Origin of the sequence: Pseudomonas sp. NBRC 111123, from assembly GCF_001320205.1 — a bacterium.
Lineage (GTDB): Bacteria > Pseudomonadota > Gammaproteobacteria > Pseudomonadales > Pseudomonadaceae > Aquipseudomonas > Aquipseudomonas putida_J.
On sequence record NZ_BCAZ01000029.1, the window covers coordinates 42,339 to 59,844 of the forward strand.

Sequence of the window (17,506 nt, forward strand, 5' to 3'; positions counted from 1 at the left end):
GGCCTCTTCGCGGGTAAACCCGCTCCCACAGCGTGATCGCTGCCCCATACTCTGTAATATCCCTGTGGGAGCGGGTTTACCCGCGAAAGGGCCAGCACCGGAGAAAGGGATAGCGGCACAGTGCCACTTTTTTGGGCGCCAGCCCCATGTCGTCATCACCTGGTCATGAAACCGCAATAACTTCAGCCACCTACCTCCACTCCCCCGCAGGAAGTTCGCGGCTATGCGCCTGAAGTGGCTGACCAATTTCAACACCCTCTTACTGGTGACTGTGTGTATCGCCCTGGCTGCGACCTTGTGGTGGTCGCAACGCGCCCTGGAGCGGCCCTATCAACTGATGGAGCGCTACCTGAGCCTGTCGCAGCAGTTCCAGAACCAGACAGCGCGCAACATCCAGGCCTACCTGGGCAGTGGCGACGCCCTGCGCCACGCTGCAGCCGCCGAGGCCAACAAGCAGCTCGAAGCCTCACTGAGCGACTGGCCACCAGCGCTCGCCGGCAAACTGCGCCCGAGCCTGGACACCCTGCAGGCCTTCACCGCCAACGAACTGCTCGCCGCCGGCAAGCTGGCCGGCGACCCACAGGCCCTGCTGCTGCAGGCCGAACGCGAGCTGGGCGCCAACTTCGAACAGCTGGCCGCCTATGCCCGCGACAGCGGCAGTAGCGAAGCCAGCCGCTACCTGCTGCCACTGCTCGACGCCAGCGTGCACCTGGGGCGCCTGTCGCTGGCCCGGGACAAACTGGTCAGCAGCGGCCGCGCCGAACTGGCCGACGAAGTCGAGCGCGAGCTGCAACGGATCCGCACCCAGGCCCAGGTCATCGATGGCCTGCCGCTGCTGGGCGTGACCCGTGCCGCCGAATCCAACGCCGACGACTTCGCCGCCATGATGGGCCTGGAATCCGAGGCCAGCGAGCAACAGGAAGACGTGGCAGTCGGCCTCAAGCGTGAGCTGCAAAGCCTGCTCAACCGCTACCCCGCCGAACTGCAGCGCACCCGCGAGCAAATTGAACGGCGCACGGCCCTGGCCGCCAGCACCCACCAGCGGCTGGAAGCCGTGCAACAGGCCATCGCCGGCCTGGAGCCGGAAGTACGCGGCCAGCACGCGAAGATTGCCGGCGAAGTACGCATCATGCAGGGGTTGATGATCGGCCTGATCCTGCTGATCGCTCTGCTCATCGACACCTTGCAGCGGCGCCTGGCCCGAACACTGACCAGCCTGGCCCCAGCCCTGTCGCGCTGGGCCGAAGGCGACTTCGCCGCACCCATAGCGCTGCGCAAGACCAATCGTGAGCTGCACGACATTCAGGAATCGCTCAACCGCTTGCGCCAGTACCTGGTGGAACTGGTCGGCACCATCCGCCATAACGCCGAGCAGGTTGCCGGCAGCAGCCACGCCCTGGCCGGGATGAGCGCCGCCCTGCATGACGGCGCCGAGCGCCAGGCCGGTGATACCGGGCAGATTCGCGATGCACTCGGCGAGCTGGAGGCAACCATCCAGCAAGTGGCCGGCGACGCCAGCGCTGCTGCCGATGCCAGCCGCGATGCCGGGCGTGCGGTGGAACAGGGCCAGACGGTGATCGGCCAGAGCCTGTCGGGGCTGCGTGCGCTGGTCGACGAGGTGCAGGGCAATGCGCGAATGATCGAACAGTTGGCCGAGGAGTCAGCCACCATCGGCGGCGTGCTGACGGTGATCCGCTCGATCGCCGAACAGACCAACCTGCTGGCACTGAATGCTGCCATCGAAGCTGCCCGTGCAGGTGAGATGGGCCGTGGCTTTGCGGTGGTGGCCGATGAGGTGCGTTCACTGGCACAGCGCACCACCGGGGCAACCGGTGAGATCCAGGCCCTGATCGACCGCCTGCAGCAGGCGGCGCGGGAGTCGGTGGCCGGGATGCGTACCCAGCTCGAACATGCCGAAGCCACTGCCGACCAGGCCCAGGCCGCCGATGGCGCGCTGGATGAGATCGTCAGCGCAATCCGCACGATTGCCGATACGGCGGTGCGCATTGCCGATGTCACGGCGCAGCAGAGTGGTGCGGTGAGCGAGATACGGGATCACAGTGAGCGGATTCACGAGTTGGGCGAAGACAACCTGCAACGCATTGGTGAAGGGCGTGAGCAGGGTGAGCAACTGCTGAGCCTTGGCGGGGAGCTGAGCAAGGCGGTGCGGGCTTTCAGGGTCTGAGTCCACCAATACCGGCCTCTTCGCGGCTAAAGCCGCTCCCACAGGGACCACACAAAGTTCGAATCCAGTGACGACACTGTGGGAGCGGCTTTAGCCGCGAAAGGGCCGGCACGGGCAATGCAAAACCCAGCGGCCATGTGTCGCCCTCCAGCCTCCCACCGTTTCAACCACCGCCAACTCCGTTATCATGCGGCCACGTTCCACCTCGCGAGTCCGCCATGCGCCGCCTGTTTTTCCTGCTGTTCCTGCTGCTGGCCAGCCCTGCCTTCGCCTCGGGCCTGCTCGACAACCGCCCCAGCGCCACCCTCGGCGCCGCTTCGCTGTCCAACAACGCCGACTTCCTGCCGGTGCACGAAGCCTTCAAGCTCAGCCTGGTGCAGGCCGACGCGCAAACGCTCAAGCTGCGCTTCGTTGCCACAGACGGTTACTACCTGTACCGCCACCGCTTCCACTTCCGTACGGAACCGGCAGAAATCGCCCTGGGCACGCCGAATATTCCCAAGGGTGAAGCCAAGCACGATGAGTTCTTCGGTGACGTCGAGGTGTACCACGGTGTGCTCGACATCGAGATCCCGCGCAAAGACGCCCGCGCCTTCACCCTGCTGGTGGGCTACCAGGGCTGCGCCGACAAGGGGCTTTGCTACCCGCCCGAAACCGAGCGACTGAGTATCGATGGCGAAGGTGCCGCCGCAGACACTGCCTTGCCAGCAGGCAGTGAACCGGGCTGGAACTGGAAGTCGCTGCTGCTGTTCTTCCTCGCCGGGGTCGGCCTGACCTTCACCCCCTGCGTACTGCCGATGCTGCCAATCCTCTCCGGCGTGGTCCTGCGTGGCCAGGTTGGCGGCCTGCGCGGCCTGGCCCTGTCGCTGGCCTATGTGCTGCCGATGGCCGCCAGCTTCGCCGTGCTCGGCGCGCTGATGGGCCTGTTCGGCGCAGGCCTGAACCTGCAGGCACGCCTGCAGTCGGCCTGGGTGCTGGTGCCGTTCGCGCTGTTCTTCGTGGTGTTCGCCCTGGCGATGTTCGGCCTGTTCGAACTCAAGCTGCCACAAGCCCTGAGCAACCGCCTGAACAACGTCGCCAACCATACCAGGGGCGGCTCGCTGCTCGGTGCGGCGGTGCTCGGCGTGCTCTCCAGCCTGCTGGTCTCGCCCTGCGTGTCAGCGCCGCTGGCCGGTGCCTTGCTGTACATCAGCGCCAGCGGCGATGCCGTGGGCGGCGCGCTCAAGCTGTTCGCCCTGGGCCTTGGCATGGGTGCACCCTTGCTGTTGATTGCCACGGGGGGCGCAACCTGGTTGCCGAAGAGCGGCCCTTGGCTGAACACCGTGAAAAACGCGATTGGCGTGTTGCTGCTGGGCCTGGCCATCGGCCTGCTCAGCCGCGTGCTGCCGGGGCCGGCAACCTTGCTGCTGGTCGGCTTCCTGGCGGCTGGCGTGGCCCTGTTCCTCGGTGCCTTGGAGTTCGTGGTCAAAACACCACGCCAACGGCTGGCGCAACTGCTGGGCCTGGCACTGCTGGTTTATGCCCTGGCCTGCTGGTATGGCGCCCTGAATGGCCAAGGCGATCCGCTGCGCCCATTGCCAGCCCCCGGAGTGGCAAGCGCCAGCAGCCAGACGGCGGCAACATCAGGCGCCTGGCAAACAGTGACCACACCAGCCGCGCTGGACGCTGCCCTGGCCGAAGCCAAGGCCACCGGCCAGCCGGTACTGCTGGACTGGTACGCCGACTGGTGCATCAGCTGCAAGGTGATCGAGCACGAAGTGCTCAATGCACCGCAGGTTCAGGGCCAGTTAAGCGCCTTCAAGCTGTTGCGCTTCGATATCACCGAGAGCAGCGCCGAACAGCGCACCCTGCTCGACCGCTATCAGTTGTTCGGGCCGCCAGCGCTGCTGTTCTTTGCTGCGAACGGCAGCGAAATGACCACCGATCGGGTGATTGGCGAGATAAACGCCGGGGAATTTGCACAGATTCTGACGCGCGTGCGCAGCAAACTCGGTCTATAACTTCCCGCGTGCGGGGAATTTTCTCCAAATGAGTGACCAGATTTAATTATTTGGTCACATACTTCGCGCGAACCTCGGGCAACGTGCTGGCTATTGCCGGGAACTGGACACTTGCCGTCGCTTTGCGGCACACTCGCCGCGCTGTGTCGAATTGCCCTACAAATCCAAGGAAACCGCAGATGGCAACCCTACTGGTGCTTCACGGCCCCAACCTGAACCTGCTCGGGACTCGCGAACCGGGCCACTACGGCGCCGTGACCCTGGCCCAGATCAACCAGGACCTGGAGCAGCGTGCCCGCGCCGCTGGCCACCATCTGCAGTACCTGCAGAGCAATGCCGAGTACGAACTGATCGAACGTATTCACGCCGCACGCAACGAGGGTGTGGACTTCATCCTGATCAATCCGGCTGCTTTCACCCACACAAGCGTCGCATTACGTGACGCATTGCTCGCGGTGAGCATCCCATTCATCGAAGTGCACCTGTCCAACGTGCACAAACGCGAACCGTTCCGTCACCACTCCTACTTTTCTGATGTTGCCGTAGGAGTGATCTGCGGCCTGGGCGCCAGCGGTTATCGCCTGGCTCTGGAGTCTGCACTGGAACAACTGGCTGCCAACGCACAGCCCTGATAACGAAAACCCTGGCCTCAGTGGGCCGGGGTTAGAGAGAAACGTTCAGATACGTTTTTAAATTTCGCCCCCTGACCGAACCTTTGGGAGTTGATGATTAATGGATATCCGTAAAGTCAAGAAACTGATCGAGCTGCTGGAAGAGTCTGGCATCGACGAGCTGGAGATCAAGGAAGGCGAAGAGTCGGTCCGTATCAGCCGCCACAGCAAGACCCCGGCTGCACAGCAGTTCTACGCACCTGCGCCAATGGCTGCCGCGCCTGCCGCAGCTCCAGTTGCCGCCGCTGCTCCAGCCGCTGAAACCGCTGCTGCTGCACCAGCCCTGAAAGGCACCGTGATCCGTTCGCCGATGGTCGGTACTTTCTACCGCAAGCCTTCGCCGACCTCGCCGAACTTCGCAGAAGTCGGTCAGTCCGTGAAGAAAGGCGACACCCTGTGCATCGTCGAAGCCATGAAGATGATGAACCACATCGAAGCCGATGTCGGCGGTGTCATCGACGCCATCCTGGTGGAAGACGGCCAGCCGGTTGAGTTCGACCAGCCGCTGTTCACCATCGTTTGAATCGCGGAGAGCCAACGATGTCTGGGAAGCTCGAAAAAGTCCTGATCGCCAACCGTGGGGAAATTGCCCTGCGGATCCTGCGTGCCTGCAAAGAGCTGGGCATCAAGACCGTCGCGGTGCACTCCACCGCCGACCGTGAACTGATGCACCTGGGCCTGGCAGACGAGTCGGTCTGCATCGGCCCTGCATCGTCCAAGGATTCCTACCTGCACATCCCGGCGATCATCGCTGCCGCCGAAGTCACCGGCGCCACCGCGATCCACCCGGGTTACGGCTTCCTCGCGGAAAACGCCGATTTCGCCGAGCAGGTGGAAAAGTCCGGTTTCGCCTTCATTGGCCCGAAAGCCGACACCATCCGCCTGATGGGCGACAAGGTTTCGGCCAAGGACGCGATGATCAAGTCGGGCGTTCCAACCGTACCGGGCTCCGATGGCCCGCTGCCGGAAGACGAAGAGGTCGCCCTGGCGATCGCCCGTGACGTCGGCTACCCGGTGATCATCAAGGCCGCCGGTGGCGGTGGTGGCCGCGGCATGCGCGTGGTGCACAAGGAAGAGGACCTGATCGCCTCGGCCAAGCTCACCCGTACCGAAGCCGGTGCCGCCTTCGGCAACCCGATGGTCTACCTGGAGAAGTTCCTGACCAACCCACGTCACGTGGAAGTTCAGGTGCTGTCCGACGGCCAGGGCAACGCCATTCACCTGGGCGACCGCGACTGCTCGCTGCAGCGTCGTCACCAGAAGGTGCTGGAAGAAGCCCCAGCCCCAGGCATCGACGAGAAGGCCCGTCAGGAAGTCTTCAAGCGTTGCGTTGATGCGTGTATCGAAATCGGCTACCGCGGTGCTGGTACCTTCGAGTTCCTGTACGAGAACGGCCGTTTCTACTTCATCGAGATGAACACCCGTGTGCAGGTTGAGCACCCGGTGTCGGAGATGGTCACCGGTATCGACATCGTCAAGGAGATGCTGAGCATCGCCGCTGGCAACAAGCTGTCGTTCCGCCAGGAAGACGTGGTCATCCGTGGCCACTCGCTGGAGTGCCGGATCAACGCCGAAGACCCGAAGAAGTTCATTCCGAGCCCAGGCAAGGTCAAGCACTTCCACGCCCCGGGCGGCAACGGCGTACGCGTCGATTCGCACCTGTACAGCGGCTATTCGGTTCCGCCGAACTATGACTCGCTGATCGGCAAGCTGATCACCTACGGCAAAGACCGCGACGAAGCCATGGCACGCATGCGCAATGCCCTGGACGAGATCGTCGTCGATGGCATCAAGACCAACATCCCGCTGCACCGCGACCTGGTGCGTGATGAAGGTTTCTGCAAAGGCGGCGTGAACATCCACTACCTCGAGCACAAACTGGCCAACCAGGAGTGATCGCGTTAGCGTGATGCATGAAAACCCCGGCCCAGTGCCGGGGTTTTTATTGGCCCTCACGGCGGGCTCACGACCCTCGCAGCGTCAGCGCTCGCTTGCAGGAAGCACCTCCATGGGCTGCTGCTTCCACCACTTGGCCTGCAGGTCGAGAAAAACATCAATCTCCGTGTTTGCGTCCAGAAACTCACCGAGCTGCTGCACATGTGCGTTCAGTAATTGCGCAATACGTTTGTCATAGGACGATACGTAGACAAGGTCCTTCGGCCTGCCCTGCCAGTGCCGCAGCAGATAATCTTCATAGGCATGCAGCAACCGGCTGCGCACACTCTCTATAACGATCTCGGCCACGTCATGCTGGTCGATTGCGATTTCAGCCCGCCAGGCTTCATCTTCTCGGTTTAGAGCAGCCCCTCGCATAACGCCAAGCTGGCCAGGTGCAATGGCTGCCCCCATCAGCGTTTGAAACCCGACCGCCAGGTGTTCGTCCAGAACGTCCATAAAAGTGGCCTGAGACTGCAGGCTGGCAGTGAAGGCCTCGCTCCATTGGAACAGTCGCTGTTGCAAGTCATCGTTTTCGCTCATGTCCAGACACCCGAGTCATTGAAGAGGCGCTACAAATTAGTGCCCTCAAGCGCGCGACAAGGGATAAATACTGCTTGGGTTCCTGTGCAAGCGCTGATCATCCTCCACTGCCTGTCCGGCCTGCTCTACAAACCCCCCGCACTCGCGTAAACTGCCAGCCTTCGCGCAGCCTCGGGCTGCCCCTGTCAGATTTACCAAAGGTGCCCGCCATGCCTTGGCTGCAAGTACGCCTGGCCATCAGCCCGGAACAAGCCGAAACCTACGAAGACGCCCTGCTCGAAGTAGGCGCCGTATCGGTCACGTTCATGGATGCCGAAGACCAGCCGATCTTCGAACCCGACCTCAACACCACCCCGCTGTGGTCGCACACACACTTGCTGGCACTGTTCGAAGCCGACGCCGAGCCTGAAGCGGTGTTCGCCCACCTGCAACTGCTGACCGGCGCCGAACTGCCCGAGCACCAGGCCGAGGTAATCGAGGACCAGGACTGGGAACGCAGCTGGATGGACGGTTTCCAGCCGATGCGCTTCGGCCAGCGCCTGTGGATCGTGCCGAGCTGGCACGATGCCCCGGAAAAGAACGCAGTCAACCTGCTGCTCGACCCAGGCCTGGCCTTCGGCACCGGCACCCACCCGACCACCGCGCTGTGCCTGGAATGGCTCGACGGCCAGCAGTTGCAAGGCACCCAGGTGCTGGACTTCGGATGCGGCTCGGGCATTCTCGCCATCGCCGCCCTGCTGCTGGGCGCTCGCGAGGCCGTAGGTACCGACATCGACGTACAGGCCATCGAAGCCTCGCGTGACAACGCCCAGCGCAACGGCATCGCCGACGACAAGCTGGCGCTGTACCTGCCCGAGCACATGCCCGCCATGCAGGCCGACGTGCTGGTCGCCAATATCCTCGCGGGCCCGCTGGTTTCGCTGGCGCCGCAGCTGTCCGGCCTGGTTCGCCCAGGCGGCCTGCTGGCGCTGTCGGGCATCCTCGCCGAACAGGGTGAGGAAGTGGCCGCCGCCTACGCCGCCGACTTCGACCTGGACCCGATCGTCGTGCGCGACGGCTGGGTGCGCATCAGTGGTCGGCGCCGCTAAGCGGGCCTAGAATACTTCTCTGCACAGCTCCCGGATTGCCGCATGACCGACAGTTTCGTCACCCAGTGCCCGCATTGCCAGACCAGCTTTCGCGTCACCCATCACCAGTTGAGCGTGGCTCGCGGCGTCGTGCGCTGCGGGCACTGCCTGCAGGTGTTCAATGCAGCCAAGCAGTTGCTGGAGCAGAACCGTGCCGGGGCCAGCGTCGTCCCCGCAGCAGCACCGCCTGCGGTGGTCGAACCGGTCGCGGCGCCAGAACCGGTCGCCAGCGAGCCCACGCCGGTCGAGAAACAAGACTGGGCCATTACCGCCCAGGCGCTTGATGAGCTCGACCTGGACCAGGAGCTCGCCCGCCTGGAACGCCGTGGCGAGCCTGGCGAACCGCGCGCGGACGCCAAGGCCGGTGCCTTGCAGGCCCGCCGCGACGAACCGGCTGCCGATGAGGCTGGCGACGAACTGTTCGGCACCGCTACCGACGACCGTCATGAGCCGCTTGTGGCCCACGAGCCGGCGCCGGTGCTGCTGGACGAGCGGCCACTGGAGCCCGAGCCTGGTGATCGTACCGAGCCGACCCTCGGTGGCAGCCTGGACCTCGACCTCGACGACGAACCGCCCGCGCAACGTGCTGCCGAGCCGGAACCTGCGCAGCAGTTCGACGAGACCGATGACGACGTCATCCACGAAAAAGGCCTGAGCGCCCGTGATGACGACGACACCGACCTCCATCTGTCGGCCCGCGATGACGACCCGCTCGAGCCAATGCCCGGCGAACGCCTGGAGCCCGGCTTTGCCGCCAAGCCCGAGCGCCCGTCGCGCAAGGAGCCGCTGGTCGACGTGGTCGACGACCCGCTGCAACTGGGTTGGGAGAAACCGCAGCCCAACTGGGGCAAGCGCCTGCTGTGGGGTTTCCTGACCCTGCTGGCCGCCGGCCTGCTGGCCTTCCAGTACGTGTGGTTCCACTTCGACGAGCTGGCCCGCCAGGACCAGTACCGGCCGATTTTCCTGCAAATGTGCCCGATGTTAGGCTGCGAAGTGCCTACCCGCGTCGATATCGGCCGGATCAAGAGCAGCAACCTGGTCGTGCGCAGCCACCCGGATTTCAAGGGTGCGCTGATCGTCGATGCGATCATCTACAACCGCGCACCGTTTGCCCAGCCGTTCCCGCTGCTGGAGCTGCGTTTCGCCGACCTCAATGGGCAGCTGATTGCCAGCCGTCGCTTCAAACCTAGCGAGTACCTGTCGGGCGAACTGGCCGGGCGCGGTGAAATGCCCAGCCAGACACCGATCCACATCGCTCTGGATATTCTCGACCCAGGCCCGAAGGCCGTGAACTACAGCCTGAGTTTCCGCTCCCCCGAATGAACTGCAAGCTGCAAGCAACAGGCGGCAAGAACCCGATAGCCGGTCTGCCCCCTCTTGCAGCTTGAAGCGTGCGACTTGCAGCTCAACGGCATAAGCCGGCAGCTGTACAGAATTTATCCAAATCCTTCTTTATCCGGTCACCGAGAGCGGGTATCATGCCAACCCTTTTTCGGACTCCAATGATTCGGCCCCACAACAGGGAACACCTATGTCGGCGGTACGCATCGGCCCATACACACTACGCAACAACCTGATCCTCGCGCCCATGGCCGGGGTCACGGACCAGCCTTTCCGAACACTTTGCAAGCGTCTGGGCGCAGGCATGGTGGTATCGGAGATGGTCAGCAGCGACATGAGCCTGTGGAACAGCCGCAAGTCCAGCCTGCGCCGCATCCATGAAGGTGATCCCGAGCCTCGCTCGGTGCAGATCGCCGGTGGTGATGCGCAGATGATGGCAGCAGCAGCCCGGGCCAACGTCGAGGCAGGCGCCCAGATCATCGATATCAACATGGGCTGCCCGGCAAAAAAAGTCTGCAACAAAGCTGCAGGCTCTGCTTTATTGAGAGATGAAGCTCTGGTCGCCGAAATCCTCCACGCCGTGGTCGGCGCGGTGGACGTTCCGGTGACGCTGAAAATCCGCACCGGCTGGGACCGGGCGAACAAGAACGGCCTGAACGTGGCGAAGATCGCCGAACAGGCCGGCATCCAGGCGCTGGCGGTGCATGGCCGTACACGCGCCGACCTGTACACCGGCGAAGCCGAATACGACACCATCGCTGCCATCAAGCAGGCGGTGTCGATCCCGGTTTTCGCCAATGGCGATATCACTTCGCCAGAAAAGGCCCGGGCGGTGCTGGATGCCACCGGGGTCGACGGCTTGCTGATTGGCCGGGCTGCCCAGGGGCGGCCATGGATCTTTCGCGAGATCGAACATTTTTTGGGGACTGGCCAGCATTTGCCGGCCCCGCAGTTGGACGAAGTGGAACGCATCCTGCTGGAGCACCTGGCCGCGCTGCATGCCTTCTATGGCGATGTGATGGGCGTACGTATCGCCCGCAAGCACGTGGGCTGGTACCTGGCAACACGACCCGGCGGCAAGGAGTTTCGCTCCCGGTTCAACGCTTTGGAAGACACACAAGCGCAGTGCGCCAACGTTCGCGAGTACTTCAGCGAACGTCGACAGAGCCTTGAGACAGAGGACGGACAAGGGGTGGCCGCATGACGATGATGACTGAGACATTAGTGAGTGGAACAACGCCCGTGAGCGACAACGCCAACCTCAAACAGCACCTCAACACGCCGAGCGAAGAGGGCCAGACCCTTCGCGACAGCGTCGAGAAGGCGCTGCACAACTACTTCGCACACCTGGAAGGCGCGACCGTCACCGACGTGTACAACCTGGTGCTCTCCGAAGTCGAGGCGCCCCTGCTCGAAAGCGTGATGAACTACGTGAAGGGCAACCAGACCAAGGCCAGTGAGATGCTCGGGCTCAACCGTGGCACCCTGCGCAAGAAGCTCAAGCAGTACGACTTGTTGTAAGCCAGAATCCCAATCAGAAAAGGCGGCCTCTGCGAAGAGACGCCTTTTTTGCTGACTCCACCGCGTTATTGGAACCCGAAATGACCGACCAGACTACCCGCCTGCCAGTCCGCCGCGCCCTGATCAGCGTCTCCGACAAGACCGGTATCCTCGAATTCGCCCGTGAGCTGCAACAGCTCGGTGTCGAGATCCTGTCCACCGGCGGCACCTACAAGCTGCTCAAGGACAACGGTGTGAGCGCGGTGGAAGTGGCCGACTACACTGGCTTCGCCGAAATGATGGATGGCCGGGTCAAGACCCTGCACCCGAAGATCCACGGTGGCATCCTCGGCCGCCGCGGCACCGACGACGCCATCATGAACGAGCACGGCATCAAGCCGATCGACCTGGTTGCAGTCAACCTGTACCCGTTCGAAGCCACCATTTCCAAGCCGGGCTGTGACCTGCCGACCGCCATCGAGAATATCGACATCGGCGGCCCGACCATGGTCCGTTCGGCTGCCAAGAACCACAAGGATGTCGCCATCGTGGTCAACGCCAGCGACTACGCCGGCGTGCTGGAAGGCCTGAAGGCCGGTGGCCTGACCTACGCCCAGCGCTTCGACCTGATGCTCAAGGCGTTCGAGCACACTGCCGCCTACGACGGCATGATCGCCAACTACATGGGCACCATCGACCAGGCCAAAGAGACCCTTTCGACCTCCGCACGCAGCGAATTCCCACGCACCTTCAACAGCCAGTTCGTCAAGGCCCAGGAAATGCGCTACGGCGAGAACCCGCACCAGAGCGCGGCGTTCTACGTTGAAGCGAAGAAAGGCGAAGCCAGCATTTCCACCGCTGTCCAGCTGCAAGGCAAGGAACTGTCGTTCAACAACGTGGCCGACACCGACGCCGCGCTGGAGTGCGTGAAGAGCTTCGTCAAGCCGGCCTGCGTCATCGTCAAGCACGCCAACCCGTGCGGCGTCGCCGTTGTGCCTGAAGACGAAGGCGGCATCCGCAAGGCCTACGACCTGGCCTACGCCACCGACACCGAGTCCGCGTTCGGTGGCATCATCGCCTTCAACCGCGAACTGGACGGCGAAACCGCCCAGGCCATCGTCGACCGTCAGTTCGTCGAAGTGATCATCGCGCCGAAAATCTCCCAGGCTGCCCGCGACGTGGTGGCGGCCAAGCAGAACGTGCGTCTGCTGGAGTGCGGCGAGTGGCCAGCCGAGCGCGCTGCCGGTTGGGACTTCAAGCGCGTCAACGGTGGCCTGCTGGTGCAGAGCCGCGATATCGGCATGATCACCGCCGATGACCTGAAGATCGTCACCAAGCGTGCCCCGACCGAGCAAGAGATTCACGACCTGGTGTTTGCCTGGAAAGTGGCCAAGTTCGTCAAGTCCAACGCCATCGTCTACGCCAAGCAGCGCCAGACCATCGGCGTCGGCGCCGGCCAGATGAGCCGCGTCAACTCCGCTCGCATCGCTGCGATCAAGGCCGAGCATGCCGGCTTGCAAGTGCAAGGTGCGGTCATGGCTTCGGACGCGTTCTTCCCGTTCCGTGACGGTATCGACAATGCGGCTAAAGTGGGTATCAGCGCCGTGATCCAGCCGGGTGGCTCGATGCGTGATGCCGAGGTGATTGCTGCTGCTGATGAAGCCGGTATCGCCATGGTCTTCACCGGCATGCGCCACTTCCGCCACTAATTAAGCCGGTCGGGCGAACCTCGGCCCCCGGTAGGAGCGGCCTGGTGTCGCGAAAGGGCTGCGCAGCAGCCCCCCGGTTTTTGCAACACAGCAGAAATCCCGGGGCCGCTCTGCGGCCCTTTCGCGACACGAGGCCGCGCCTACACGGGGGCGAGGTTCACCGCCAAACAGAGGTTTTGACATGAAAGTTTTGATCATCGGCAGCGGCGGCCGCGAGCACGCCCTGGCCTGGAAAGTCGCCCAGGACCCACGCGTCGAGAAAGTCTTCGTTGCCCCGGGCAACGCCGGCACCGCCATCGAAGCCAAGTGCGAGAACGTCGCCATCGACGTCTGCGCTCTGGAGCAACTGGCTGACTTCGCCGAAAAGAACGTCGACCTGACCATCGTCGGCCCTGAAGCCCCCCTGGTGATCGGCGTGGTCGACCTGTTCCGCAGCCGCGGCCTGGACTGCTTCGGCCCGACCAAGGGCGCAGCCCAGCTGGAAGGCTCCAAGGCCTTCACCAAGGACTTCCTGGCGCGTCACAAGATCCCCACTGCCGACTACCAGAATTTCACCGAGATCGAGCCGGCCCTGGCCTACCTGCAGGAAAAAGGCGCACCGATCGTGATCAAGGCCGACGGCCTGGCTGCGGGCAAGGGCGTGATCGTCGCCATGACCCTGGAAGAAGCCGAAGCCGCCGTACGTGACATGCTGGCCGGCAACGCCTTTGGCGAAGCCGGTTCGCGCGTGGTCATCGAAGAATTCCTCGACGGCGAAGAAGCCAGCTTCATCGTCATGGTCGACGGCCACAACGTGCTGCCAATGGCCACCAGCCAGGACCACAAGCGCGTCGGCGACCAGGATACCGGCCCGAACACCGGCGGCATGGGCGCCTACTCGCCAGCCCCAGTGGTCACCCCGGACGTTCACCAGCGCGTGATGGACCAGGTGATCTGGCCGACCGTGCGTGGCATGGCCGAAGAAGGCAACGTCTATACCGGCTTCCTGTATGCCGGCCTGATGATCGACAAGGCGGGCAACCCCAAGGTCATCGAGTTCAACTGCCGTTTCGGCGACCCTGAAACCCAGCCGGTCATGCTGCGCCTGGAGTCGAGCCTGGTGCTGCTGGTCGAAGCCGCCTTCGCCAAGGCCCTGGACAAGGTCGAAGCGCAGTGGGACCCTCGCCCGAGCCTGGGCGTGGTGCTGGCTGCAGGCGGTTACCCGGGCGACTACGCCAAGGGTGACGTGATCAACGGCCTGGATGCTGCGGCCAAGATCGAAGGCAAGGTGTTCCATGCCGGCACTTCGCTCAAAGACGGCCAGGTCGTCACCAACGGCGGCCGCGTGCTCTGTGCCACCGCCATGGGTGCGAGCGTTGCCGATGCCCAGCAACAGGCTTACCGCCTGGCCAAGGAAGTGAGCTGGAACGGCAGCTTCTACCGCACCGACATCGGCTACCGGGCCATTGCCCGCGAGCGCGGTGAACACCAGCAGTAAGTTGTACCGGGTTGCCGCAGCACGCCAAGGCACTTTGCGCCTGCGGTATCCGGCTCGTCGACAGGGCCCTCCGGGGCCTTGCCTTCGGCTTGGCGCGCCGCGCATAGTTAGTATCTGGCATATCGGCTAGGAAGGGATCTCGTAGTGCGTCGGCTTCGGATTGCCACAGCTCTGATCGTCAGCTTGCTGACTTTGCTCTGCCTGTTCCCGGCTTCGGCCGAACAAGGCGGAGGCTGGTCCGTTCTGCTCGATGAACAGGCCAACCTGCAGTTGAGCGACGTGCGCTCCGACCGCTACCGCAGCCAGTTCAGCCCAACCACCCTTGCCGAGCTCGATGCCGCACCGGCCGAACAGGCCCTGTGGTTGCACTACCGCCTGGAACCGGGCGATCAGGAGCAACTGCTGCGCATCTTCGCCCCCGACCTGTCCCGCCTCGACCTCTATGCCCTGGATGGCGACAGGCTGCTGCGCCAACTGCACCATGGGCGCCAGGCCGGCAACGCCAGCCCGACCCTGCGCGGCAGCGACCACGTTTTACCCTTGCCCAACAGCCAGCATCCACTGGACATCTACCTGCGCCTGGTCTCGGAGCACCAACTGCGCCCGGCCATCAGCCTGGAGTCCGCAGCGGTAGCCGCGTCCGACCATAGCCAGCCATTGCTGTTCGGCATGCTGTTCGGCGGCTTGGTGATGCTCATCCTGCACAACCTGATCCGCTTCCTCTACACCCGCTCCAGCACCACCTTGTATCTGGCCCTGTATCACGGCCTGATGATGCTCAGCGGCCTGATCCTGCTCAACCTCAGCGGCCCTTGGTGGCACCTGTGGCACAGCGCACAAACCCCGGCCGCCTACCTGACCCTGGTGCTGGCAGGGCTGTCGGGGCTGTATTTCACCCAGCATTTCTTCTCACCCTGCAACTCACCGCGGCTCAACCGCCTGCTGCAGGGCGAGATGCTGGTCGCGGCGGTCAGCGGGCTGATCCTGCTGTTCGTCGACACCCTGCCACTCAACCTGATGACCTATGCCCTGCTGGCCATCGGCAGCGTGACCATGCTGCTGGCCAGCAGCTACCACTGGTACAAGGGCTATGCGCCTGCACGGCTGTTCACCATCGCCATGCTGGTGTTCAACCTTGGCGGCCTGGTGCTGCTGCCCGCCCTGCTCGGCCTGACTCGTGCCTCGACGCCCTGGCTGCTGTGCATCCTTCTGGGCATGACCGTGGCCAGTGGCCTGCTGCTCAACCTGGCCGTCAGTGAGCGCCTGCGGCGCATGAGCGAAGAACGCTTCAGCGCCAGCCGTGCCCTGGCTGCCAGCGACGCCGAGATCAACGCCAAGGCGGAGTTCCTGGCAAAGATCAGCCACGAAATCCGCACCCCCATGAACGGCGTGCTGGGCATGACCGAGCTGCTGCTCGGCACTCCGCTGTCGGTCAAGCAACGCGACTATGTACAGACCATCCACAGTGCCGGCAACGAGCTGCTGACACTGATCAACGAGATTCTCGACATCTCCAAGCTCGAATCCCGGCAGATCGAACTGGATGACGTGCAATTCGACCTCAACGCCCTGATCGAAGACTGCCTGAACATTTTCCGCGCCAAGGCCGAGCAGCAGAACATCGAGCTGATCAGCTTCACCCAGCCGCAAGTGCCGCGGGTCATCAGTGGCGACCCGACACGCCTGCGCCAGGCGCTGTCGAGCCTGCTGGAAAATGCCCTCAAGAACACCTCGCAGGGCGAGATCCTGCTGGTGGTGGCACTGGACCAGCGTGGGGAAATCCCCCGCCTGCGCATTGCCGTGCAGGACAGTGGCGAGCCGCTGCCAGCAGCCGAGCGCGAAGCCCTGCTGCAGGCCGAACTGCATAGCCACCACTTCCTCTCCAGCAACAAGCTCGGCGGCCACCTTGGGCTGGTCATCGCCAAGCAGCTGATCGGCCTGATGCAAGGTGAGTTCGGCATCAAGAGCAGTACCAGCATGGGCAATACCCTGTGGCTGACCTTGCCGCTCGACCCGTCACGCCTTGAGCAGCCGCCGGCAGACCTCGACGGCCCACTGCGCGACGCCCGGGTGCTGGTGGTGGACGACAACGACACCTGTCGCAAGGTGCTGGTGCAGCAGTGCAGCGCCTGGGGCATGAATGTCAGTGCGGTGCCGTCCGGCAAGGAAGCATTGGCCCTGCTGCGCACCAAGGCGCACCTGCGCGACTACTTCGACGCCGTGTTGCTCGACCAGAACATGCCCGGCATGACCGGCATGCAGTTGGCGGCCAAGATCAAGGAAGACCCGAGCCTGAACCACGACATCCTGGTGGTGATGCTCACCGGTATCAGTAACGCGCCCAGCAAGGTCATCGCGCGCAATGCCGGGGTAAAGCGCATTCTCGCCAAGCCGGTTGCCGGCTATACGCTGAAGACCACCCTGGCCGAAGAACTGGCCCAACGCGGCCGCGAGCAGGCCGTCCCGGCGCCGCTGCCCGGCGCACCTGGTGTGCTTGAGTTGCCGAACGACTTCCGCGTACTGGTGGCCGAAGACAACAGCATCTCGACCAAGGTCATCCGCGGCATGCTTGGCAAGCTCAACCTGGAGCCCGATACCGCCAGCAACGGCGAGGAGGCCTTGCAGGCGATGAAGGCGCAGCGTTACGACCTGGTGCTGATGGACTGCGAAATGCCGGTGCTGGACGGTTTCTCCGCGACCCAGCAGCTGCGTGCCTGGGAAACCAGCAACCAGCGCCAACGCACCCCGGTAGTGGCGCTCACCGCGCATATACTGGCAGAGCACAAGGAACGCGCGCGGCTGGCCGGCATGGACGGGCACATGGCCAAGCCGGTGGAGCTGTCGCAGTTGCGCGAGTTGATCCAGTACTGGGCCAACCAACGCGAAGCCAAGGCAGACCCTGCGCACACCTAGTGATCAAACCGGTCGCTCAGTGTAGGAGCGGCCTTGTGTCGCGAAAGGGGCGCGTAGCGGCCCCAGGTTTTCAGCTTCGCTGCCGAAATTGCCGGGGCCGCTCTG

At 63.7% G+C, this 17,506-nt stretch carries 13 protein-coding genes; 12 read left to right on the plus strand and 1 reads right to left on the minus strand.

Annotated elements, in window-relative coordinates; all coding sequences use genetic code 11:
- The first annotated feature begins 337 nt into the window (after window positions 1-337).
- From APH27_RS15840 to accC, 5 genes are all read left to right on the plus strand, one after another.
- Complete coding sequence (locus APH27_RS15840; protein WP_371262716.1) at window positions 338-2,185, plus strand: methyl-accepting chemotaxis protein; 1,848 nt, start codon at window positions 338-340, stop codon at window positions 2,183-2,185.
- A gap of 218 nt (window positions 2,186-2,403) precedes the next feature.
- On the plus strand, window positions 2,404-4,185 hold the full coding sequence (locus APH27_RS15845; RefSeq protein ID WP_060485309.1) for a protein-disulfide reductase DsbD: 1,782 nt from the start codon (window positions 2,404-2,406) through the stop codon (window positions 4,183-4,185).
- Between the two features lie 179 nt (window positions 4,186-4,364).
- A complete protein-coding gene (gene aroQ / locus APH27_RS15850; RefSeq protein WP_027920816.1) occupies window positions 4,365-4,817 on the plus strand; it encodes a type II 3-dehydroquinate dehydratase in 453 nt (150 codons plus the stop codon).
- Between the two features lie 100 nt (window positions 4,818-4,917).
- Window positions 4,918-5,379 carry an acetyl-CoA carboxylase biotin carboxyl carrier protein gene (accB, locus tag APH27_RS15855; RefSeq protein ID WP_027920815.1) on the plus strand — a complete coding sequence of 154 codons (462 nt, stop codon included), beginning with the start codon at window positions 4,918-4,920 and terminating at the stop codon, window positions 5,377-5,379.
- Window positions 5,380-5,396: 17 nt separating this feature from the next.
- The gene (accC, locus tag APH27_RS15860) at window positions 5,397-6,752 is read left to right on the plus strand and encodes an acetyl-CoA carboxylase biotin carboxylase subunit (protein ID WP_009685761.1); all 1,356 of its coding nucleotides are present in this window, start codon (window positions 5,397-5,399) and stop codon (window positions 6,750-6,752) included.
- Window positions 6,753-6,836: 84 nt separating this feature from the next.
- Here accC and APH27_RS15865 read toward each other — a convergent pair whose 3' ends face one another.
- Complete coding sequence (locus APH27_RS15865; RefSeq protein WP_060485310.1) at window positions 6,837-7,334, minus strand: hypothetical protein; 498 nt, start codon at window positions 7,332-7,334, stop codon at window positions 6,837-6,839.
- Window positions 7,335-7,543: 209 nt separating this feature from the next.
- On the opposite strand from APH27_RS15865, the gene prmA reads away from it, so the two are divergent.
- The 7 genes from prmA to APH27_RS15900 all read left to right on the plus strand — a co-directional run bounded on the left by prmA (window position 7,544) and on the right by APH27_RS15900 (window position 17,401).
- Window positions 7,544-8,422, plus strand: a complete 879-nt coding sequence (gene prmA, locus APH27_RS15870) for a 50S ribosomal protein L11 methyltransferase (RefSeq protein WP_060485311.1) — start codon at window positions 7,544-7,546, stop codon at window positions 8,420-8,422.
- A gap of 42 nt (window positions 8,423-8,464) precedes the next feature.
- On the plus strand, window positions 8,465-9,784 hold the full coding sequence (locus APH27_RS15875) for a DUF3426 domain-containing protein (protein WP_060485312.1): 1,320 nt from the start codon (window positions 8,465-8,467) through the stop codon (window positions 9,782-9,784).
- A 208-nt stretch (window positions 9,785-9,992) separates the two neighbouring features.
- A complete protein-coding gene (gene dusB, locus APH27_RS15880; protein ID WP_027920811.1) occupies window positions 9,993-11,006 on the plus strand; it encodes a tRNA dihydrouridine synthase DusB in 1,014 nt (337 codons plus the stop codon).
- The gene (gene fis, locus APH27_RS15885; protein ID WP_008093076.1) at window positions 11,003-11,323 is read left to right on the plus strand and encodes a DNA-binding transcriptional regulator Fis; all 321 of its coding nucleotides are present in this window, start codon (window positions 11,003-11,005) and stop codon (window positions 11,321-11,323) included. Before dusB ends, fis begins: the two co-directional genes overlap by 4 nt.
- 80 nt (window positions 11,324-11,403) lie before the next feature.
- Complete coding sequence (gene purH, locus APH27_RS15890) at window positions 11,404-13,011, plus strand: bifunctional phosphoribosylaminoimidazolecarboxamide formyltransferase/IMP cyclohydrolase (protein WP_060485313.1); 1,608 nt, start codon at window positions 11,404-11,406, stop codon at window positions 13,009-13,011.
- A 181-nt stretch (window positions 13,012-13,192) separates the two neighbouring features.
- Window positions 13,193-14,488, plus strand: coding sequence for a phosphoribosylamine--glycine ligase (gene purD / locus APH27_RS15895; protein WP_027920809.1), 1,296 nt, complete (start codon window positions 13,193-13,195; stop codon window positions 14,486-14,488).
- A 144-nt stretch (window positions 14,489-14,632) separates the two neighbouring features.
- The gene (locus APH27_RS15900; protein WP_027920808.1) at window positions 14,633-17,401 is read left to right on the plus strand and encodes a hybrid sensor histidine kinase/response regulator; all 2,769 of its coding nucleotides are present in this window, start codon (window positions 14,633-14,635) and stop codon (window positions 17,399-17,401) included.
- Window positions 17,402-17,506 lie beyond the last annotated feature (105 nt).